Below are 20851 nucleotides of genomic sequence, written 5' to 3'. Positions count from 1 at the left end.
CCTACGGGTGGACCGGGGAGGTCCGCCCGTGCCGAAAGTCATGGTTCACATCCCTGACCAACGGCACGCGCGCCGGCGGGTGCGGCCCGCCTAGCGTCCTGTGCCATGAACAGCAGAGAAACGGGAGGCGGGGAGCCGGCGATCGTCGCCGAGCACCTCCACAAGCGCTACGGCCACAAGGTCGCGGTCGACGACGTGAGCCTGCGGGTCGAACCCGGCGAGATCTTCGGGATCCTCGGCACCAACGGCGCGGGCAAGACCACCACCGTCGAGATGATCGCCGGGCTGCGCCGGCCCGGCCGCGGAGCGGTCAGCCTGCTGGGCCTGGACCCGCGACGCGACCGCGCCACGGTCCGGCAGGTGCTCGGTGTCCAGCTGCAGGAGTCCTACCTGCACGGGGCGCTCACCGTGTCCGAGCTGATCGGGCTCTACCGCAGCTTCTACCCGGATCCGCGCCCGGCGGACGAGCTCGTGGAGCTGGTCGGCCTGGAGGAGCAGCGCAGGGTGCGGTTCGAGAAGCTGTCCGGCGGCCAGCAGCAGCGGCTCTCCATCGCCCTCGCGCTCGTCGGACGGCCGCGCGTGGTGATCCTCGACGAGCTCACCACGGGCCTCGACCCCCGTGCGCGGCGCCGCATGTGGACCACCATCGAACGGCTGCGGGACGAGGGCGTGACCATCGTGCTGGTCAGTCACGCGATGGAGGAGGTCGAACGGCTCTGCGACCGGGTGGCGCTGCTCGACGCCGGGCGCGTGGTCGCCATCGAGACACCCGCCGGCCTGGTGGCGCGGGCGGGGACACAGACCCTGGACGACGCGTTCGTCGCCCTGACCGGAAAGCAGCTGGAGGACGTCGGATGAGTACGGTGATCGAGGCCCGGCGACCGGGCGTGAGGTCGTGGCTGACCCTTGTCGGGTGCGAGGCCAAGATGGTCGTGCGGGACACCGCGGGCCTGGTGGTCCCGGTGCTGCTGCCCCTGCTGATCCTGGTGATGAGCGCGCAGTCGGCGGGCGACCAGGTGGTGGTCGGTGAGCTCACCGCCCTGGAGGTCTACGTCCTGCCGCTGGTGCTGACGATGGTCCTGGCGAGCATCGGCATCATCAACATGCCCAGCTTTCTCGCCTACTACCGGCGCAGCGGCATCCTGCGGCGGCTCGCGGTCACCCCGGCGTCCCCGGCCATGGTGCTGGTGGCCCAGGTGATCGTGAGCGTGCTGCAGGCCCTCGTCGGCCTCGCCGGTGCGCTCGCCGTGGCGTTCCTGGCCTTCGACGCCCGTCCTCCGGTCGACCTCGGGGCGGCCTTCGCGGTCTACGGGCTCGCGATGGCGGCGATGTACGCCGTCGGCATGATCGTCGCCGCCGTCGCGCCGACACCCAACTCGGCGGTGGCCATCGGCCTCATCACGTTCTTCGCTCTCGGGGCCCTCGGCGGCATGTTCGGCGGTGCCTCCGGGCTCCCCGAAACGCTTGCCGTGATCGGCGAACGCCTGCCCTTCGGGGCTGCCGTCGCGGCGCTGTCCGCGGCCTGGGTCGGTGGCCCGGTCGACGCGGTCCACCTCATCAGCCTCGGCGTCGCCACCGTCGTCGGCGTGGTGACCGCGGCCCTGCTGTTCCGCTGGGAATAGCGGACGGCGCCGACCGGGTCGAGCACGGACCCGGTCCGCTCCGATCAAGCGATCTGGCCTGCTCCTGTGCCGGGAGCCATGCCAGATCGCCTGGTCGGGGCGGACATCTGGGACGCGGTGCGCGCGGCCCCACGCTCGGACTCCTGGGTCGCGGCCCAGCTCGCGAGCAGCGCGAACTTCTCCGCGGATCCGGTGTTCGGGGGAGGGCTGTAGGTCACGATCTGCAGCCCTGCCTCGCCGGGCATCGCGAACACGTCGAAGGCGACGGTGATCCGGCCGACCTCGGGATGGTGGAACGACTTGACGCCGGTGCGGTGCTCGTGGACGTCGTGCCCCGCCCAGTCCTCGCGGAACTGCGGGCTGCGGGTGGACAGCTCGCCGATCAGGGCGGTGAGCTCCTGGTTGAGCGGGTCGCGCCCGGCTTCCAGGCGCATGATCGCCGCGGCGGTTCGCCGGGCCTGGGGCCAGTCGACGTAGTAGTCCCGGGCGCGGCTGTCGAGGAAGATGAACCGGGCGATGTTCGGAGTGCCGTCGGTGTCGAAGTGCGGGGCGTACAGGGCCCGGCCCATGAGGTTCGCGGCGACGAGGTCCTGGTTCGAGTTGTGCACGATCGCGGGCACCGTCATGTTGTCGAGCACGCGCTGCACCGAGGTGCGAACGGACTGCGCGACCGGCTTGCGGTCGCGCGCGGCCGCGGAGGCGGGGGCGGTGCGGGCCAGGTCGAAGAGGTACTCGCGCTCGGCGTCGTTCAGCTGGAGGGCCCGGGCGATGGCGCCGAGCACGCTCTCGGACGCCCCGCGGACGTTCCCGCGCTCGAGCCGGGTGTAGTAGTCGAGGCTGACGCCGGCGAGCATCGCGACCTCCTCGCGGCGCAGCCCGGGCACGCGGCGCTCCCCGCCGAAGTCGGGGATGCCCGCCTGCTGCGGGGTGACGTTCGCGCGGCGGGAGACCAGGAACTCCCGCACCTCGACCTTGGTGCTCATGGCTTCCACGGTAGGTGTGGTCCGGTAGGGGTGGGAGGTTCTGACAGGGCTCCCCGGCCGCACGACCGCGCCGAGGGCTACTCGGCCAGCGCGACGCTGAGGATGCGGTCGTCGCCGTCGCGAGGTGTGCCGCGGCCGTCGGTGTTGTTGGTGAGGAACCAGAGATCGCCGTCGGGAGCGGGTGTCACGGCCCGGATGCGCCCGTACTCGCCGGCGTAGAAGTCGGTGGACGAGGTGGGGTCGGCGACCGGGACGGCGCGCAGCACGGAGCCGCGCAGGTTGGCGATGAAGATGGTGCCGCCGGTGATGGCGATGCCGCTGGGGCTGGCCTGGTCGGGGCTCCACTGCTGGACGGGGTCGATGTAGTCCTCCTGTCCGGCGATGCCCTCGACGCGGGGCCAGCCGTAGTTGCCGCCGGGGGTGATGATGTTGAGCTCGTCCCAGGTGTTCTGGCCGAACTCGGCGGCGAACAGGGTGCCGTCGTCGGCCCAGGCGATGCCCTGGGGATTGCGGTGCCCGTAGCTGTGGACGAGCGACCCGTCGAAGGGGTTGTCGTCGGGGACGTCGCCGTCGGGGGTCATGCGCAGGATCTTGCCGGCGAGGCTGTCGAGGTCCTGCGCGTCGTCGGTCTGCCCGGCGTCGCCGACGGTGGCGTAGAGCATGCCGTCCGGACCGAAGGCGATGCGGCCGCCGTCGTGGAAGCTGGCCGAGGGGAGGCCGTCGATGATGGTCTCGGCCTCGCCCAGAGCCAGGGAGCCGGGCTCGCCGGTGACCTCGAAGCGCTGGATACGGTTGCCGTCCGGGCCGGTGGAGTAGGCGTAGAGCCGGTCCTCGTCGTCGACGGCGAGCCCGAGCAGGCCCGACTCGCCGTCGTGCTGGACGCCCTCGACGGTACCGATGGCCCGGGTCTCGTCGCCCGTGACCTCGAGGACGGTCCCGTCGTCGCGCTGGCTGATCAGCGGCGTGTCGCCGAGGAACACGACGGACCACGGTGCGGCGAGGCCGGTGACGACGTCGGCCGGCGTGCCGGTCGGCAGCACACCGCCGGCGGCCGTGGCGGGGGCGGACGACGCCGTCGGAGGTGCTGACGACGACGTGCCGGCCGACGGCGACGGTGACGAGGACGCGGGCGTGGGCGTAGCGGTGCAGGCGGTCAGCGTGAGGCTGAGGACGGCGGCAGCGACGGCTGCCTCGATGTAGCGGGGGCGCATAGCTCTCCTTGGTGACCACGGGACGTGGGCGGCGTGGTGCTCGGCCCTCACGGCGCGCCGGAGGTGGGTGGGAGGTCTGGAGAAAGCCTCCCACCCGCCGGGGTCCGGGCCAAGAGGCCAGGGGTCGAGCCGGTCGAGCGGGTCAGAGGGTGAGCAGCACCTTCGTGGCGCGTCGCTCGTCCATCGCCCGGTAGCCCTCGGCCGCGTCCTCGAGCGGCAGGGTGAGGTCGAAGACCTTGCCCGGGTCGATCGCGCGGTCCCAGATGAGCTGGATCAGCTCGGGCAGGAACCGGCGCACGGGGGCAGGGCCACCGTGCAGGTGCACACCGGTGAAGAACAGGTCCAGGCCGTCGAGCTTGACGCCGTGCGTGACGCCGACGTACCCGACGTACCCGCCCGGCCGGGCGGAGTTGATGGCCTGCCACATCGACTCCTCGGTGCCGACTGCCTCGACGACGCCGTGGGCGCCGTACCCGCCGGTGAGCTCCTTGACCCTCGCGGCGCCGGCGTCGCCGCGCTCCTCGATGATGTCGGTGGCGCCGAACTCCCGGGCCAGGGCCTGCCGCTCGGGGTGGCGGCTGAACGCGATGATGCGTTCCGCGCCGAGCTGCTTGGCGGCCAGGACCGCGGAGAGGCCCACGGCGCCGTCGCCGACGACCGCGATGGTCTTGCCGGGGCCGGCCTCGGCGGCCACCGCGGCGAACCAGCCGGTGCCCAGCACGTCGGAGGCGGCCAGCAGCGACGGGACCAGGTCGGCGTCGGGGGCGCCGGGGGTGGCGACGAGGGTGCCGTCGGCCAGCGGGATGCGGGCGAGCTGGGCCTGTGTGCCCACCGAACCCATCATCACGTTGTGGACGCACCGGGACTGGTAGCCGGCCCGGCAGATCTCGCAGGTGTTGTCGGAGGCGACGAACGAGCCGACGACGTAGTCGCCGACCTTGATGTCCCGGACGTCGTCGCCGATCTGCTCGACGATCCCGATGTACTCGTGACCCATCGGGGTCGGGCCGTTCAGCGCTTCGATCCCGCGGTACGGCCAGAGGTCCGACCCGCAGATGCAGGCGGCGGTCACCCGGATCACCGCGTCGGTCGGCTCGACGATCTTCGCGTCCTCGCGCTCCTCGACGCGGACGTCGCCGGGTGCGTACATGACAACTCCACGCATGGGTGTCTCTCCTTGCCTCATGCCCGTGCCGAGCTGTGGGCCACGGGCTCAGTGCTCCTATCGGAACCCATCAGACGCTCTCGCGCCCACGGTGTGGGAGGTCCGGTCAGTACCCCTCAGCACGTCGAGGTCCCGGCCGTCTGTGACGTGCCGTGCGTGATGTGCCGTGCGTGACGTGCCGTGCGAGTCGGCGACAAGCGAGCCACTTTCGGGGAGGCTGGGGCCCGACAGGTGTCCACCGGGGACACGTGGGGATCGAGATGGAGCGTCATGGCCCGCTTGCCGCAACGCCCCGGCACCGCGCCGCGGCCGCCGACAGCACGGAGGCTGACCGCGAGGTACCACTCGGGGGTGCCCGGGAGACCGCAGGCGGCGGCTCGCTCCGGCGCCGCGGGCCACGAAGGCGCGGCGGTCGGGCTGCCGGCACGCCCGTTCGGCTACGCGATGCTCGCCACCCTCGGTGTGGGCGCCGGCCTTGCGGTACTCGGCGCGCTCGCGGCGGCGGCGACGGTCCTCGTGTACGTCGGGCTGGCCCTGTTCCTGGCGCTGGCCCTGGAGCCCGGGATCCGCTCCCTCATCTCGCGGGGACTGCCGCGGTGGGCGGCGGCGGCGACGCTGGTCGTCGGGTTCGCGATGGTGATCGCGCTGTTCGTCGTGGCGATCCTGCCGCTCGCCGTCCAGCAGGTCAGCGTCTTCGGCACCCAGCTCGTCGAGGCGCTGCGCGACCTGCCCGACCAGGCCTGGTACGCCTGGGTGACCAGCAACCTCGGCGCCTTCGACCTGAACGGGTTGTTGTCGTCGCTGACCGACCTGCTCGCCGACCCCCGGCAGCTCTCGGCGATCGCGGGCGGCGTGCTGCAGGTCGGCACCGGGCTGATCAACGGCGTGACCGCCGTCGTCATCGTCACGGCCCTGACGATCTACATCGCCCTCACGCTGCCGACCATCGTGTCCGCCGTCCTGCGGCTCGTGCCCCGGTCTCGACGGGACCTCACCGGATCGCTCCTGACCGAGGTGCTGGACTCCGTCGGCCGCTATGTCTCGGGCCAGCTGGTCCTGGCGATCACCAACGCCACGTTCACCCTGCTCCTGACCGTGTTCGCGGGCAGCCCCGCCCCGATCCTGCTCGCCATCATCGCGTTCGTCGCGGCGCTGATCCCGGTCGTCGGAACGGTGATCGGCTCCATCCTGGTGGTGCTCGCGACGCTGACGGTGAACCCGGTCGGCGCGCTCGTCGTCGCGATCTTCCTGCTCGTGTACATGCAGGTCGAGGCGTACGTCCTGTCGCCGCGGGTGATGAGCCGCGCCGTCGCGGTGCCCGGCGTTCTCGTCATCGTCGCGGCGCTGGCCGGGGCGGCGCTCGGTGGAGTGCTCGGGGCGCTCGTCGCGGTCCCGGTCGCGGCGGCGGGCCTCCTCGTCATCAACCGGGTGGTCATCCCGCTCCAGGAGACGCGCTAGGCCGGTGGGACCCGCTTGGCGGGTGGGGTGCGGTTGGCCGGCGAGGCGCGTGGCCTGCCGTGACGCCGACGTCGACGCGAGGGGCGGACACCACTCTGGCCGGGGGTGCCAGGTCTGCCGAACTTCGTTCGCTCTGGCCTCGGCTATTTCACGCTGGCTGAACAGTTCAGCTGAGCCCGCATCGTGGGGTCTCAGCTGAACGAAATCCGGCCCACCTGGCACCCACCGAAACAGCTGTCCACGCCTCGGCGATGCCCGCGATCTACGCTCCTCCCGCTCCCGGCTGGTGCTCCGCCTACTCTTCGCGCGCGGCCGTCTCGTCGGCGGCCGCCTCGTCCGCGACCACGAGAGCGAGCTCGCAGAACATCGAGTCCGCCCAGGAGAACCAGGGCCGCGAGAACACCGTCGGGTCGGACGCGTCGAACGCCTCGTGCATGCGTCGGGTGCCGCCGTCGGTCCGGGCGAGGAGGTCCAGGACACGGACGCGGTCCTCGGGCGTGCCGGTGAGCGCCTCGACCGCCAGTGCGATCGGCCAGACGCGGCCCGGCGCGGTGTGGGGGCTGCCGACGCCGCTCGCCGCCGTGCCGGTGAAGTAGTACGGGTTGGCGGGGCTCAGCACGAAGTCGCGGGTCTCGCGCCACACGGCCTCGTCGTACACGTCGGGTGCGACGAGCGGCAGCGACAGCAGCGACGGCGTGTTCGCGTCGTCCATGCGGAGCACGCCGCCCAGCCCGTCGACCTCGTAGGCATAGACGTACCCACGGCCCGGCGTGGCTCCGCCGCCTGCCGCGCCCGCGGACCCGTCGGCGGACGGCGCTTCCACGACGCCGAACCGCTCGACCCCCTCGACCAGCTCCCGGGAGAGCGCCGGCGCGTCGGCGGCCAGTGCGGCGTCGTCGAGCACCTCGGTGGCGATCTCGCCGATCGCGCGCAGGGCCTGCGCCGCGAAGAGGTTCGCGGGGATGTTGTAGCCGTAGGTGCAGGCGTCGTCCGAGGGGCGGAACCCGCTCCACGTCATGCCCGTCCGTCCGACGGCGCTGCCACGGCCGTCCCGCGCCAGCGTCTCGGTCGGGATGTCGGTCTCCCGCTGGAACCGGTACGCGGAGGTGTCGTGGTCCTGCTCGACCCGGAGCTGGCGCGTGATCTTCCGCAGCACCCGGTGCGCGCGCTTGTCGAAGATGTCGGTGCGGCCGGTCGCGCGCCAGAGGGTGTGCGCCAGCGTGACGGGGTAGGCGAGACTGTCGATCTCGTACTTCTGCTCCCAGACGTGCGGGTCGTCGCAGACGTCGTCGGGATCGTAATGGGCCCCGGTCGGCCCGTCGTTGAACGCGTTCGCGTACGGGTCGTGGTCCAGGCAGGCGAGCTGACGCCGCACGACGGCGGCGACCAGGTCGGCGAGCGGCGGGCACGAGCCGAGGAACCGCAGGTAGGGCGTCAGCTGGGTCGTCGAGTCGCGCATCCACATGGCGGGGATGTCGCCGGTGATGACGAACGCGGTCCCGTCGCCGCCCAGGGTGATCGTGTCGGTCAGGGTGCGCAGCAGCGCCTCCTCGACCAGGTCGCCGACGCGTGCGCCCGACGCGGCGCGCACCCGGTCGGCGGCCTCCCGGAGCGTCGTCGTGATGGCGGGGTCCAGCAGGGTGCGCGTCATCGCTCCCATGGGGTGGTGCCCTTCTCGTCGGTGACTCGAACCTGCGGTGCGCCCTCGGGCGGGTCCGCCTCCGGTGTGCACCAGACGCTGACCACCACGGGCGCGGCGACCGGCTCACCGGTAGCCCACGACCCGAGCTCGTCGATACCGAGCTCGAACGTCACCGTAGTGCTGCCGCCCGCCGCGACGGTCGTGCGCTCCACGGCGAGCAGCTGACGCCGTCGTGGCCGGACACCCGGTTCGTGACGACGGCCGTAGAGCGGGACGGACAGGGCGACGTCCTCCGCGCCGGTGTTGGTGACCTCGACCGTCACGTGCGCTACGTCCACCCGTCGCGCTGCGTCCGGTGCCATGTCCGGTGCCGTGTCCGGTGCCGGGTGCCGCGCCGCGCGCCGTGCCGAACCTGTCGAAGGCCGGCCCAGCGCGGCGGCGGCGACCGAAGCGACCTCGCCGACCAGACGGAGCGTGACGTCGCGATGCTGCGCGGTGCCGAAGCGGAGCGCCTGCCCCACATCGGCGTCGACGTAGCCGCGAGCCGTCTCCATCCGCTCGTCGTGCGCGGCCGGCATGGCGCCGTCGGCCGCGGGGAACGTCGCGGGCAGCCGGCCGGAACCCGCGCCGTCGCAGAGCGCGGAGACGACCGCCGCACCGCCCGACGGTCCCGGGAACGGCACCACGACCAACGCGTCGACCAGCGCTCGCAGCTCCGTGAGGACACGCGGTCGGCCGTCGATCACCACGCCGATCACCGGCGTGCCCGTCTCCCGTGCCGCCCGGACCACCGCGAGCTGCGCCGCGGGGAGCGCGACGGACGACAGGTCGACGCCCTCACCGTTCGTCGTGTCGCTCGCGGGCCCCTCGACCGCGCCGTTGTCGGCGAACTCGTCCGTGTAGGTGCGCCGGCTGGACCCGCCGAGCACCGCCACGCACACGTCGGCGCCGGCGCTCGCGGTCCGTACGGCGTCCAGGGCCCGCGGGTCGTCCAGCGCACCGCGCAGGTCGCTGCCCCGGGCGTGGCGCACCCGGTCCTCGCCGAACCGCGCGACGAGCGCGGAGCGCACGGTCGAGGCGGCGGGATCGGGTACCGGGCGCGGCGGTGTGTAGTCGCCGAGCTGGGCCTCCAGGTCGTCGGCGCTCGGCCCGACGACGGCGACGGTCGTGCCGTCGGGCAGCGGCAGCAGCCCGCCGTCGTCGACGAGCACGACCGACTGCCGGGCGGCCCGGTCCACGAGCGTCACGACGTCGCGCTCCACGGGGGTGCCGACCACCGGGTCGCCGAACAGGCCGAGCCGGCGCTTGAGGGCGAGCACACGATCGGCGGCACGGTCGAGCGCGGACTCGGCGACCAGCCCGCGGTCGATCGCCGCCTCCAGGTGCGTGAACGCGTCGTCCCAGAGGCTGAGGTCGACGCCCGCCCGCAGGGCGAGCGCGGCGGCGAAGGCGGGGTCGGGCGAGCTGTCGCGGAGCCTGTCGATCGCGGTGCCGTCCGCCATGACGACGCCGTCCCAGCCCCACTGCTCGCGGATCGTGCCCGTGAGCAGGTCCTCGTTCGCGCTGCACGGTACGCCGTCGACGTCGTTGTACGCGGCCATGAAGCCGGCGACCCCCACGCGGGCCGCGGCATGCGCGGGCCGCAGATGCGTCTCGCCGAGCTCGCGCCGGCCGATCGGCGCGCCGGAGCCGTTGCGGCCGCCGATGCCCGCGCCCTGCGCCGCGAGGTGCTTGGCGACGACCGCCACGTGCCGCGTGTCGATCGGGTCGCCCGGGGCGGACGTGCCCTGCATGCCGCGCACCGTCGCGGCGACGAGCAGGGAGGAGAGTGCCGGATCCTCGGAGAAGCACTCCTCGCCGCGCCCCCAGCGTGGGTCGCGGAGCACGTCGAGGCCGGAGACCAGCGCGACGTGCGTCCCGCGTCCGCGTGCCTCGGCGGCGACGGCGGCGGCGAGCTCCTCGGTGAGCGCGGCGTCCATGCCGGCGCCGAGGGCCAGGTTCACGGGCAGGGTGGTGCCACCGAGCGCCATCAGCCCGTGCGGCGCCTCCTCGACGAACAGCACGGGGATCCCGTCGCCGAACGCGGTGACGTGGTCCTGGACGGCGGCGTAGGCCTCGGCGCTGCGTTCGGGCGGGACACCGTTGCCCCAGTGCACCGCTGACCACGGGTCCGCGCGGAGCACGCCGTAGATCGCCCCGAGCCCGCCCCAGCGGTCGACCTCGCGGCGCAGCACGTCGGTGACGCGGGGAGCGCCGTCGACCCAGCGCACGGCCTCCCAGCCCTTGAGCCGCTGGTTGACCTGGCCGATACGCGTGGTGAGCGGGAGCGCCGATGCGGAAGGGCTCGGCGCGGAGGTGAGCGTCATCCCTTGACCGCCCCCGAGAGCAGCGCGCGCTGCATCTGGCGCTGCAGGAGCGTGTAGACGAGGTACACGGGCAGCAGCGTGAACAGCGTGCCGGCCATCAGCACGCCGTAGTCCGTGCCGGCGTCGACCTTGAGCGTGGGCAGCGCCACCTGGATGGTGCGCTGGGCCGTGTCCGGACCGATGAGGATCAGCGGGTACAGGTACGCGTTCCAGAACGAGAGAAAGTTGAGCAGCAGCACCGTCGCGATCCCCGGCACGCAGATCGGCAGGTAGACCTGGCGGAGCACCTGCAGCGACGAGGCGCCGTCCATCGAGGCGGCCTCCTCCAGCTCGCGCGGGATGGTGCGCATGAACGACGTCAGGATGACGATCGAGAGGGGAAGCGCCGTGGCCGGCAGCAGGAACACCACGAACGTGCGGGTGTGGAAGAGGCCGAGCGCGGCGGCGAGCAGGAACGTCGGGAACAGTGCCGCGAACGACGGGATGAGGAAGCCGAGGGCGAAGACGTTCTCGACGATCTTCCCGGCCCGTCCCGTGGCCCGGGCGAGGGCGAACGACGCGGGCAGGGCCAGCAGCAGCGTCAGGACCAGCGCGGCGAGCGTGGTGAGCGCGGAGTTCGCCACGGCGAGCCCGAGGTCGGCCTGCTCGATCGCCGTCGTGAAGTTGGACAGGTCGATGCTCGTGGGCAGCGCGAGAGGGGACTCGAAGATCTCCTCGTTCGTCTTGAACGACGACACGATGAAGTAGTAGAAGGGGATGACCAGCAGTGCGGCGTAGGCCCACGCGAGCGTGCCGCTCGTGATCGAGCCGATGCGGTCGCGCAGGGGAAGGACGGTGCGCTGAGCCATGGGGTGGCCTCCTGGGCGGATCGGGATCGCGGATCAGTGCGTGGCGCGGAGCGTGCGCCGGATGGCCCACATCCCGAGCAGCCCGATCACGAAGAGGACGACGCCGACGGCCTGGCTGTAGCCCAGGTCGGTCTCGACGAACGCCTTGCGGTAGATGAGGTACGCGAGCGTGGTGGTCGCGTTCTCGGGACCACCCTGCGTCAGCAGCAGCACGGTCTGCGCCGAGTTGAACAGCATGGACAAGAACTGCAGCATCGCGACGACGCCGATGAAGTCCTGGGCGATGGGCCAGTACACCCGCCAGGCGAGCCGCCAGTCGCCCGCGCCGTCGAGCCGGGCGGCCTGCACGATCTCGCCCTCGACGCCGTCGAGCCGGGACGCGATGAGCACCGCCGAGTAGCCGATACCGCTCCACAGCTCGACGGCGATGATGGCGCCGAGCGCCGTGCTCGGGTCGGCGAGCCACTCGTTCCCCGCCAGACCGAGCGGGCGCAGGGCGCCGTTGACCAGGCCGTCGGGGTTGAGCATCGCGTAGAACACCATGGCCGTCGCCGGGGCCGAGATGAGCGCCGGGATGAACAGCAGGTACCGCAGCAGACGGTGGCCGCGCGGCTTCTGCACCACGTAGAAGGCGAGCAGGAACGCGAGGCCGATCATCACCGGCAGCCCGACGACGATCTGGATGGCGGAGTTCGCGGTGGCCGTCCAGAACGTCTCGTCCGCGAAGACGCGTGAGAAGTTGTCCAGTCCCGCGGGCTCGGGAGTGGTGAGCATGCCCGGCCACGACAGGAACGCGATGACGAACATCGCGACCACCGGGCCGATCATGAACACCGCGTACCAGATCAGCGCGGGGAGGGCGAGGCCGGGGAACCGGTCGCGGATCGTGCCGCGCCGGCGTGGCCGGGTGGCGGCGGGCGGCCCGCCGTCGATGGTGTCCCGGGGGTCCGCGTCGAGAAGAGCGGTCATGGTGGTCCTTTCCCAGCTCGAGCGGTCAGACCGCCTGGTATGCCTTCTCGAAGGCGTCGATGATGCGCTCGGCCGACGCCGACCCGTAGGCGAGCGCCGTCGCCTGGATCATCGGCTCGAACACGGCGTCGGGGATGAGCAGGTCCGGCAGCATCACCGCGGACACCTCGGTGTCCTTGAGCCGCGACGCCTGGGCGACGAGCGGGAAGTCCTTGCTGACGGTGTCCGTGACCCGGCTCATGTCCCGCCCGGACTCGAGGATGAACCGGTCGGTGACCTCCGGGCTGTACAGGTGCTGCACGAAGGGCTTGACGAGGTCGAGCTTCTTGCGTCCGTTCTCGCTGATCCAGATCCCGTGGCCGTTGTAGCTCTTGATGACGCTCGGGTGGTCCAGCACGCCGCCGCTGGACGGCTTGGGCCAGCCGCCCACGGTGACCTCCGCCGCGCGCTCCGCCGGGACGAGGGCCAGGGCCGACGACATCGCCGGCACGATGGCGGCCTTGCGCGTGTTGAACTGTGTGAGCTCCGAGTCGGACGTGTAGCCCTGCACGTTGTCGACGAACACGCCGGCGTCCCGCAGCTCGACGAAGTGCTCGACACCCGCGATCGCGCCGGGGGTCTCGGAGATCTTGCCCGTCGAGAACACGGTGCGGGCCTCGTCCTCGGTGAGGAAGCCCTGCATGACCTGCAGGAACATCTTCTGGCCGCTCCAGTCGGAGCCGCCGACCGTGACGGGGCCGATGCCCTTGGAACGCAGGGCGTCCGCGGCCGCGATCAGCTCGTCGGAGGTCTTCGGGATGCCGACGCCGGCCTCCTCGAGCAGGGCGGTGTTGAAGGACACCGGCCAGTTCGTGCGCGTGAACGGGAAGGCCCGCAGCCGCCCCTCCTCGTCGGTCCACTCCTGGAGCGCCTCGGGGATGATCAGGTCGCGCAGCCCCCAGTCGTCCAGGTAGCCGCCGACGTCGACGGTCGCTCCCAACCGGGTCCAGGCGAGCGTGCGGCCCATCATGTTCACGATCGCGACGTCGGCCTCCTTGCCCGCCAGGGTGCTCGTCTCGAAGACGATCGGGAGGTCGGAGCCGTTCTTCAGCAGCGCCACCCGCCGCGCGGTGTCCCGCTGGTACGCGGCGACGACGTCGGAGAACGTCTGTGCCCCGGCGACCGCGCCGCTGATCTGTGTGTGCACGGTCAGCGCGCCCGGCCCGCTGGACGCGGGTACGAGCGCCCCGCAGCCGGCGAGCAGGGGCGTGATGATCCCCCCGCTGATGGCTGCGCCCAGCAACGTGCGTCTGCTGATGCCGTGTGTCACGGGACCTCCTGGAGCTTTCGATCTGGGACTGCGCTGTAACGATCGAGACGGTGGGCACGTCCGCGTGCCGAGCCTGGCGATGAGCCTTGTAAAGCGGTACACAATCTGGCTGGCGGCGAATGTATACCGCTTTACTTTGAAGGGTCAACCCCCTAGTGTCTGGGGCGTGACCGAAACCCCGCCGAAACGTGCCACGATCTCCGCCGTCGCTCGCCTGGCCGGCGTGTCGCCGTCCGCGGTGTCGCACGTCTTCAACGGCCGGCCGAACGTCTCCGCGGCGACCGCCGAACGGATCCGGCGGGCGGCCGACGAGCTCAACTGGCGCCCCAACTACGCGAGCCGCAAGGTCTCGGGCGGTGGCGGCCGGAGCCTCGGCCTGGTGATCGCCCGGGCGAGCGAGACCTTCGGTCGCGACCCCTTCTTCATGCGCCTGGTCGCCGGGCTCACCGAGCCGCTCTCGGCCATCGGCTGGTCGCTCTCGCTCACGCTCGTGCGGGTCGACGACGAGGCGCGGGTCTACCGCGAGTGGTGGGCCGAGCAGCGCGTCGACGCGTTCCTGCTCGTCGACGCCCGCACGGACGACCCGCGGCTCGAGCTGGTCCGGCAGCTCGGCGCGCCGGCGGTGGTGCTCGGCGCGCCCACGGACACCGGCGTGCCCGCGGTCACCGTGCGCGACGACGCGGCTTTCGCGGCCGTGCTCGCCCACCTCGCGGACCTCGGTCATCGCCGGGTCGCCCGCGTCAACGACGCCCCGAACCTCGCCCACACCCGCACGCGCGACGGGCGCTTCGCTGCGGCCGCGGGGGAGTGCGGCATCGAGCCGTCCTACGCGGTGTGGGACGCCGAGGCGGAGGACCCGGTCGCCGACCTGCTGGGCAGGATCGGCGACGTCACGGCCATCGTCGTCGACAGCGAGGTCATCGCCGCGGAGATCGTCGCCCACGCGCCCGAGCTGGGCGTCGGCATCCCGGACCGGCTCTCGGTGGTCGCGTGGGAGGACTCCTGGGTCTCGACCCTCGTCCGCCCCCGCCTCACCGCGCTCGACGCCCCGGTCGAGGAGAGCGCCCGCACCGCCGTCGAGCTCCTGGAGCGGCTGGTGCGCGGCGAGGAAGTGACCTCGCAGACGGTCGGCGGACGCCGGCTGATGATCCGCGACTCGACATCGACCGCCCCCACGCCCAAGAGCTGAGCCAAGAACTGAGAGAGGGAACCTTGGACACCACCACACCGCGCTTCGGCGTGAACTACACGCCGTCGAAGGACTGGATGTTCCAGTGGATGGCGATCGAGCCCGACGCCGTGCGCGCGGACTTCGAGGCGATCGCCGGGCTCGGCGTCGACCACGTCCGGGTCTTCCCGCTCTGGCCGGTGCTGCAGCCCAACCGGACGCTCATCCGGCGTCGGGCCCTGGACGACATCGCGCTCGTGACCGACCTGGCGGGCGAGTTCGGGCTGGACGTCGCCGTCGACGTCATCCAGGGGCACATGTCCGGGTTCGACTTCGTGCCCGCATGGCTCGTGAACTGGCACGCGGGAAACATGTTCACCGACCAGCCGGCGATCGACGCGCAGGCGGCGCTCGTCGCGGCGGTCTACGACGCCGTCCGCGACCGGCCCAACTTCCTGGGGCTGACGCTCGGCAACGAGCTGAACCAGTTCCAGCGGCCGAACCCCGCCGCGATGCCCGCGAAGCCCGCGGAGGTCACGCACTGGCTCCGCTCGCTGCTCGACGCCCCGCGGGACCGCGACCCGCGGCACGTCGTCGTGCACAGCGAGAACGACCACCTCTGGTACCGGGACGAGCATCCGTTCCAGCCGGTGCACGCCTCCCGCCTCGGTGACATGACCACCGCCCACTCCTGGATCTTCAACGGCACCGCCGCGACCTACGGCGCGCTCTCGCCGCAGTCCGTGCAGCACGCGGAGTGGCTGATGGAGCTCTCGAAGGCGTTCGCGACGGACCCCCGGCGGCCCGTCTGGCTGCAGGAGGTCGGGGCGCCCTCGATGAACCTCGCCGAGTCGGAGATGCCCGAGTTCTGCGAGCGGACCCTGGAGGCCGCGCTCACGACGGAGAACCTGTTCGCGGTCACGTGGTGGTGCTCCCACGACGTGACGCGGGACCTCGGGGACTATAAGGACCTGGAGTACTCGCTCGGCCTGCTCGACATCCACAACCAGGTCAAGCCGCTCGGCCGGCGCTTCGCCGAGGTGGTCGCCGAGGCGCGGCGAGCCGGGGGACGGGCGGGCACGCCGGCGCGCAGCGTGGCCGTGGTGGTCGACGTCGACGAGGACGACCTGCCGCTGTCCCGTGCCGCGCTCGGGCCGGGCGGGGCGGTCTTCGAGCGCTGGCACGCGCTCCGTGCGGACGGTGTCGCCGTCGCCGTCGTGACGAGCGCGACCGCCGCGGACCCGGCGGCGCTCGAGGCCCGCGGCATCCGCGACCTCGTCCGTGTCGACGTCGGCGCGCGGTGAGGTGTGGTGACGCGCGCTGACGCGCCTCCGGGCGACGAGCTGCTCCTGCGGGGCGGCCTGATCGTCGACGGCAGCGGGCACGATCCGGTCGTCGGCGACGTGCTCGTGCGCGCCGGACAGCTGGCCGCGGTGGGCGGGCGGATCGACGCCCCCGGCGCGCGTGTCGTCGACGCGGACGGGCTGGCGGTCGCGCCCGGCTTCATCGACATGCACGCCCACTCCGACCTGGCGGTCCTCGCCGACGGCGACCACCGCGCCAAGGTCACCCAGGGTGTGACGACCGAGGTGGTGGGCCAGGACGGGCTCTCGTACGCGCCGGTCACCGACGAGACCATGGCCATCGTGCGCGAGCAGATCGCGGGCTGGAACGGGACCCTCGAGGGGGTCGACCTCGCCTGGCGCTCGGTGGCCGGGTACCTCGCGGAGATCGACCGCCGCGGGAGTGCGACGAACGTGGCCTACCTGCTGCCGCAGGGCACCATCCGGATGAACGTGATCGGTACCGGCGACCGGCCCGCGTCCGCGGCGGATCTCGCCGCGATGCGGGCGCAGGTCGACCAGGGTATGCGGGCGGGCGCGTTCGGCCTGTCGTCCGGGCTCACCTACGTGCCCGGTGCGTTCGCGAGCACCGACGAGCTGGTCGCGCTCTGCGAGGTGGTCGCGCGGCACGGCGGCTTCTACGCACCGCACCAGCGGTCCTACGGCGCGGGTGCGCTCGACGCCTACGCCGAGATGGTCGACGTCGCGCGGCGGGCCCGGTGCGCGCTGCACCTCACGCACGCGACCATGAACTTCCCCGAGAACCGGGGGCGGGCGGGGGAGCTGCTGGCGCTCGTCGACCGGGCGCTCTCCGCCGGAGTCGACGTCACCCTCGACTCCTACCCGTACCTGCCCGGCTCGACGACGCTGTCCGCGCTGCTGCCGAGCCGCGCCGCGGTGGGCGGACCCGAGGCGACGCTCGCCCGCCTGCGCGACGTAGGGGAGCGGGCCTGGATCGCGCACCAGGTCGAGGTGGTCGGCAGCGACGGGTGCCACGGCGTCCCCGTGGACTGGGCCACGATCGAGATCGCGGGCGTCCGCGACGCCGCGCTCGGCGACCGGGTGGGCCGCACGGTGGCCCGGATCGCGGCGGACGAACGGCGCCCGCCGGTGGAGGTCTTCTTCGACCTGCTGCTCGCCGACCGGCTCGGGACGAGCATCCTGCAGCACGTGGGCGACGAGCAGAACGTCCGCGAGATCATGCGGCACCGTCGGCACACGGGCGGGAGCGACGGCATCCTGGTGGGCGCGAAACCGCATCCGCGTGCCGCCGGGACCTTCCCGCGCTACCTCGGCCGGTACGTGCGCGAGGAGGGCGTGCTGTCGCTCGCCGAGATGATCGTGCACCTGGCCGCCCGGCCCGCGGAACGGCTCGGTCTGCACGACCGCGGCCGGATCGCCGAAGGCCTCGTGGCCGACGTCGTCGTCTTCGATCCCGCGACCGTCGCGGACCGGGCGACACCGGACGAGCCCCGCCTCACGGCCGCCGGCATCCCGTGGGTCCTGGTCGGTGGCACGCCGGTGATCGAGGACGGCGAGCGTACCGGCGCACGACCCGGCGGGGCGCTGCGGCACAGCTCGCGGACGCGCTGACGGCACGGTTCGGCTGCGGCTCGCAGGCGCGTCGACGGCCCCGCTGCCCCCGATGGGGTCGCTGGGGTCGTCTGGACCCCTGCGGCGGGTGCCAGCTGAGCTGAATTTCGTTCAGGTGGGCCCTGCTTTGTTCACGTCAGCTGAATTGTTCGGCACAGCCCGCATCCACGGGTCTGAGGTGAACGGGGGTCAGCCCACCCGGCACCTCCCTGCACGACAAGACCCGCCTGGACGCACTGCCCCCGGTCAGGTTGCCTCTTGTCAGGACCCCACCGTCTGTATGTAATATATTGCATGCCTATTCCCGAGAGCGTGCCCCCGATCGGCCGCCGTCTGCTGCGTGACGATGTCTATGGCCGGCTCCGCGACGCCATCGTGGACGGCAGCTTCGCGCCGGGGGAGCAGCTGCGGGACGGCGACCTCGCGGCCTGGCTCGGCGTCAGCCGCACGCCGGTGCGCGAGGCGCTGCTGCGCCTGGCCGAGGCCGGGCTGGTCGTGGCGCGGCCGGGCAGCTCGACGACGGTGAGCTCGCTGGACCTGCGGGACGTGCGCGGTGCGCGCGACGTCGTCGCGGCGATGCACGAGGTCGCCGTGCGAGAGGCGGTGCGGAGCCTCACGGAGGCCGACCTCGACGCGATGCGTGCGGCCAACCGCGAGTTCCGCGCGGCGATCGAGGCGGGCGACGTCGAGGCGGCGCTGCGGGCTGACGACGCCCTGCACGACGTGCCCGTGGCTGTGGCCGCGAACAGGGCCCTCACCTCGGTGCTCGACCAGTTCACGCCGGTGCTGCGCCGCGCCGAGCGGTTGCGGTTCTCCTCCCTGGGCGGTCGCGCGTCGTTCGCCCGGCACGACGAGCTGATCCGGCTGTGTGCCGCCGGGGACGCGGACCAGGCGGCGGCGGTCGCCTTCGACACCTGGTACACGCTGCCGACCGACCCGCCCGCCGACCTGCCTGCCGACCTGCCTGCCGACCCGACTGCCGACCCGACCGCCGACGAGGAGTAACCCGTGGCTCTGTCCGACTTCCCCCGCCACCCGCTGACCTTCGGGCCGAGCCCGGTGCATCCGCTGCCACGGCTGACCGCCCACCTCGGCGGTGCTGCGGTGTGGGCCAAGCGCGAGGACTGCAACGCCGGCCTCGCCTACGGCGGCAACAAGACCCGCAAGCTGGAGTACATCGTCCCGGACGCGCTCGCGCAGGGCGCGGACACCCTGGTCTCGATCGGCGGGTACCAGTCCAACCACACGCGTCAGGTCGCCGCGGTGGCCGCGTCGCTGGGCCTCCAGGCGGTGCTGGTGCAGGAGAACTGGGTCGACTGGCCCGACACCGTCGCGGACCGGGTCGGGAACATCATGCTGAGCCGGATCATGGGCGCCGAGGTGCGGCTCGACCCGGCGGGCTTCGGCATCGGGTTCAAGGACTCCTGGGCCCGCGCGATCGACGAGGTGAAGGAGCGCGGCGGCACGCCGTACGCGATCCCGGCCGGAGCCTCCGACCACCGGCTGGGTGGCCTCGGGTTCGCGCACTGGGCGTACGAGGTGGAGCAGCAGGAGCGCGACCTCGGCGTCTTCTTCGACACCGTAGTGGTGTGTGCGGTCACCGGATCGACCCTCGCGGGCATGATCGCCGGGTTCGCCGCCCTCGAGGAGGCCGGTGGCCGACCACGCCGGGTGATCGGGATCGACGCCAGTGCGAAGCTGGACGAGACCCGCGACCAGGTGGCCCGGATCGCGCGCGCCACGGCCGAGCTCATCGGCGTCGGGCGGCCGCTGCGCGACGACGAGATCACCGTGCTGCCCGGCTGGGCCGGCGACAGGTACGGGATCCCGGTCGAGTCGACGCTCGACGCGATCCGGCTCACGGGCCGGCTGGAGGGCGTGATCATCGACCCCGTCTACGAGGGCAAGTCGATGGCCGGCCTGATCGACCTCGTCACGAGCGGCGAGATCCCGGCGGACGCCACGGTGCTCTACGCGCACCTGGGCGGCCAGCCGGCCCTGAACGCCTACAGCGGCCTGTTCACGTAGCCCGGCGGGGCCCGTCCTGGAGCCCACTCGGGGTCATGCCACGGGTCACGCTCCCGCGATGATGCGCCCCGCGACCTCCTCCGCGCGGTCGATCGGCACGGCGAACCCGATGCCGATGTTGCCCGAGCTGCCGACGGTCGCGATGGCCGTGTTGATGCCGACCACCTGGCCGCGCAGGTCGACGAGGGGACCGCCCGAGTTCCCCTGGTTGATGGAGGCGTCGGTCTGGATCATCGGCCCGGGGTAGTTGCCGGAGCTACGGTCGACGGCGCTGACCACCCCGGCGGTCACGCTGCCCGTCAGACCGAGGGGCGACCCGACGGCGATGACCGGCTGGCCGATCTGCAGCCCGGCGCTGCGGCCCAGGGACGCGGCGCGGGCACGGCCGAGGTCGGCCTCGATCACCGCTATGTCGTTGCGTTCGTCGGCGCCGAGCACGCGGCCGGTCACGGAGCTCCCGTCGTCGAGCAGCAGCTCGACCGTCTCGGTGCCGACGACCACGTGCCCGTTGGTGATCACGTGGCTCTCATCGATGATGACGCCCGACCCGCCCCGCGACCCGGCCCGGACCTGGACGACGCTGGGCAGCGCGCGCTGGGCGGCGCTCTCCGTCGTCGTCGTGCCGGTGGCCTGGTCCACCACAACCGGTGCGGTGGCCTCCTCCTGGGCGAGGGACAGGCCCGTGACCAGGCCCGTCGTCGCGGATCCCAGGAACGCGCCCAGGGCGAGCGCGGTCGCCAGCGTCAGCAGGGGCCGCGGACGGCGGGGCGCGCCCTCGTGCGGGATGTCGGGCCGGGTTCCGGGATCCGGGGCGGGCGGGCCCGGTGGCAGGCCGAACGCATACCCGGAGCCGGCCAGGCCGGCAGGCGCGGCGGGGCGGGCAGACCCGGCAAGCGCGGCGGGTGGGGCGGCAGGCGGCGCCGAGGGAGCCGCGGCGAGCAGCGGCACCAGCCGGGAGCGCACCGGGTCGGGTGCGGGCGGTCGCGGGGCGACGGGCTCGCCGACGACGAAGTGGCGTGGGCCGGCGGGCCGTCCCAGGCCGTCAGGAGGGCCGTCGGGAACGCCGTCAGGAGGACTGCCGGCAGGTGGGGTCCGGGGGGACCGCCCGGTGGGAGAACCATGGAGCAGCGGGTCGGGGTTCTGCAA

General features: G+C 72.7%; 17 protein-coding genes. 8 read left to right on the top strand and 9 right to left on the bottom strand.

The window, feature by feature from the left end; all coding sequences use genetic code 11:
- Window positions 1-105: 105 nt before the first annotated feature.
- Together LUU90_RS06355 and LUU90_RS06350 are read left to right on the top strand one after the other, a co-directional pair.
- A complete protein-coding gene (locus tag LUU90_RS06355) occupies window positions 106-858 on the top strand; it encodes an ABC transporter ATP-binding protein (RefSeq protein ID WP_275002503.1) in 753 nt (250 codons plus the stop codon).
- Window positions 855-1622, top strand: coding sequence for an ABC transporter permease (locus tag LUU90_RS06350; protein WP_275002502.1), 768 nt, complete (start codon window positions 855-857; stop codon window positions 1620-1622). The genes LUU90_RS06355 and LUU90_RS06350 overlap by 4 nt, the downstream gene beginning before the upstream one ends.
- Before the next feature lie 44 nt (window positions 1623-1666).
- On the opposite strand, the gene LUU90_RS06345 is transcribed toward LUU90_RS06350, so the two are convergent.
- The 3 genes from LUU90_RS06345 to LUU90_RS06335 all read right to left on the bottom strand — a co-directional run bounded on the left by LUU90_RS06345 (window position 1667) and on the right by LUU90_RS06335 (window position 4981).
- Complete coding sequence (locus LUU90_RS06345; protein ID WP_275002501.1) at window positions 1667-2605, bottom strand: helix-turn-helix transcriptional regulator; 939 nt, start codon at window positions 2603-2605, stop codon at window positions 1667-1669.
- Between the two features lie 77 nt (window positions 2606-2682).
- Window positions 2683-3816 (bottom strand): PQQ-dependent sugar dehydrogenase, encoded by a 1134-nt coding sequence (locus LUU90_RS06340; RefSeq protein ID WP_275002499.1) that lies wholly within the window; start codon window positions 3814-3816, stop codon window positions 2683-2685.
- Between the two features lie 142 nt (window positions 3817-3958).
- Entirely contained in the window at window positions 3959-4981 is a 1023-nt protein-coding gene (locus LUU90_RS06335) for a zinc-dependent alcohol dehydrogenase family protein (RefSeq protein ID WP_275002498.1), read from the bottom strand.
- Between the two features lie 351 nt (window positions 4982-5332).
- On the opposite strand from LUU90_RS06335, the gene LUU90_RS06330 reads away from it, so the two are divergent.
- Complete coding sequence (locus tag LUU90_RS06330; RefSeq protein ID WP_275002497.1) at window positions 5333-6439, top strand: AI-2E family transporter; 1107 nt, start codon at window positions 5333-5335, stop codon at window positions 6437-6439.
- Between the two features lie 295 nt (window positions 6440-6734).
- Here LUU90_RS06330 and LUU90_RS06325 read toward each other — a convergent pair whose 3' ends face one another.
- Genes LUU90_RS06325 through LUU90_RS06305 form a run of 5 tightly spaced genes read right to left on the bottom strand, consistent with a single transcriptional unit; the run spans window position 6735 to window position 13573 of the window.
- Complete coding sequence (locus LUU90_RS06325) at window positions 6735-8090, bottom strand: glycoside hydrolase family 125 protein (RefSeq protein WP_275002496.1); 1356 nt, start codon at window positions 8088-8090, stop codon at window positions 6735-6737.
- Entirely contained in the window at window positions 8087-10447 is a 2361-nt protein-coding gene (locus LUU90_RS06320) for a glycoside hydrolase family 3 N-terminal domain-containing protein (RefSeq protein WP_275002495.1), read from the bottom strand. The genes LUU90_RS06325 and LUU90_RS06320 overlap by 4 nt, the downstream gene beginning before the upstream one ends.
- Window positions 10444-11295 (bottom strand): carbohydrate ABC transporter permease, encoded by an 852-nt coding sequence (locus tag LUU90_RS06315; RefSeq protein ID WP_275002494.1) that lies wholly within the window; start codon window positions 11293-11295, stop codon window positions 10444-10446. The genes LUU90_RS06320 and LUU90_RS06315 overlap by 4 nt, the downstream gene beginning before the upstream one ends.
- A 33-nt stretch (window positions 11296-11328) precedes the next feature.
- Window positions 11329-12264 (bottom strand): carbohydrate ABC transporter permease, encoded by a 936-nt coding sequence (locus LUU90_RS06310; protein WP_275002493.1) that lies wholly within the window; start codon window positions 12262-12264, stop codon window positions 11329-11331.
- A gap of 25 nt (window positions 12265-12289) precedes the next feature.
- Window positions 12290-13573 carry an ABC transporter substrate-binding protein gene (locus tag LUU90_RS06305; protein WP_275002492.1) on the bottom strand — a complete coding sequence of 428 codons (1284 nt, stop codon included), beginning with the start codon at window positions 13571-13573 and terminating at the stop codon, window positions 12290-12292.
- A gap of 166 nt (window positions 13574-13739) precedes the next feature.
- Between LUU90_RS06305 and LUU90_RS06300 the strand changes: the two genes are divergently transcribed.
- The 5 genes from LUU90_RS06300 to LUU90_RS06280 all read left to right on the top strand — a co-directional run bounded on the left by LUU90_RS06300 (window position 13740) and on the right by LUU90_RS06280 (window position 19705).
- Entirely contained in the window at window positions 13740-14762 is a 1023-nt protein-coding gene (locus LUU90_RS06300; RefSeq protein ID WP_275002490.1) for a LacI family DNA-binding transcriptional regulator, read from the top strand.
- 23 nt (window positions 14763-14785) lie between these two features.
- Window positions 14786-16045, top strand: a complete 1260-nt coding sequence (locus LUU90_RS06295) for a glycoside hydrolase 5 family protein (protein ID WP_275002488.1) — start codon at window positions 14786-14788, stop codon at window positions 16043-16045.
- Window positions 16046-16051: 6 nt separating this feature from the next.
- Complete coding sequence (locus LUU90_RS06290) at window positions 16052-17677, top strand: N-acyl-D-amino-acid deacylase family protein (protein WP_275002487.1); 1626 nt, start codon at window positions 16052-16054, stop codon at window positions 17675-17677.
- A 294-nt stretch (window positions 17678-17971) separates the two neighbouring features.
- On the top strand, window positions 17972-18682 hold the full coding sequence (locus LUU90_RS06285) for a GntR family transcriptional regulator (protein ID WP_275002485.1): 711 nt from the start codon (window positions 17972-17974) through the stop codon (window positions 18680-18682).
- 3 nt (window positions 18683-18685) lie between these two features.
- Window positions 18686-19705 (top strand): 1-aminocyclopropane-1-carboxylate deaminase, encoded by a 1020-nt coding sequence (locus LUU90_RS06280; RefSeq protein ID WP_275002484.1) that lies wholly within the window; start codon window positions 18686-18688, stop codon window positions 19703-19705.
- 45 nt (window positions 19706-19750) lie between these two features.
- On the opposite strand, the gene LUU90_RS06275 is transcribed toward LUU90_RS06280, so the two are convergent.
- Complete coding sequence (locus tag LUU90_RS06275; protein WP_275002483.1) at window positions 19751-20851, bottom strand: S1C family serine protease; 1101 nt, start codon at window positions 20849-20851, stop codon at window positions 19751-19753.

The sequence above is a fragment of the Promicromonospora iranensis genome, assembly GCF_028994775.1.
Classification (GTDB): Bacteria; Actinomycetota; Actinomycetes; order Actinomycetales; family Cellulomonadaceae; genus Promicromonospora; species Promicromonospora iranensis_A.
This window is presented reverse-complemented; position numbering and strand designations above follow the sequence as displayed.

What these genes read in the sequence shown, in the direction of transcription:
- LUU90_RS06355 (WP_275002503.1), top strand. Translation starts at nt 106, where the DNA reads ATGAACAGCAGAGAAACGGGAGGCGGGGAGCCGGCGATCGTCGCCGAG.
- LUU90_RS06350 (WP_275002502.1), top strand. Translation starts at nt 855, where the DNA reads ATGAGTACGGTGATCGAGGCCCGGCGACCGGGCGTGAGGTCGTGGCTG.
- LUU90_RS06345 (WP_275002501.1), bottom strand. Translation starts at nt 2,605, where the DNA reads ATGAGCACCAAGGTCGAGGTGCGGGAGTTCCTGGTCTCCCGCCGCGCG.
- LUU90_RS06340 (WP_275002499.1), bottom strand. Translation starts at nt 3,816, where the DNA reads ATGCGCCCCCGCTACATCGAGGCAGCCGTCGCTGCCGCCGTCCTCAGC.
- LUU90_RS06335 (WP_275002498.1), bottom strand. Translation starts at nt 4,981, where the DNA reads ATGCGTGGAGTTGTCATGTACGCACCCGGCGACGTCCGCGTCGAGGAG.
- LUU90_RS06325 (WP_275002496.1), bottom strand. Translation starts at nt 8,090, where the DNA reads ATGACGCGCACCCTGCTGGACCCCGCCATCACGACGACGCTCCGGGAG.
- LUU90_RS06320 (WP_275002495.1), bottom strand. Translation starts at nt 10,447, where the DNA reads ATGACGCTCACCTCCGCGCCGAGCCCTTCCGCATCGGCGCTCCCGCTC.
- LUU90_RS06315 (WP_275002494.1), bottom strand. Translation starts at nt 11,295, where the DNA reads ATGGCTCAGCGCACCGTCCTTCCCCTGCGCGACCGCATCGGCTCGATC.
- LUU90_RS06310 (WP_275002493.1), bottom strand. Translation starts at nt 12,264, where the DNA reads ATGACCGCTCTTCTCGACGCGGACCCCCGGGACACCATCGACGGCGGG.
- LUU90_RS06285 (WP_275002485.1), top strand. Translation starts at nt 17,972, where the DNA reads ATGCCTATTCCCGAGAGCGTGCCCCCGATCGGCCGCCGTCTGCTGCGT.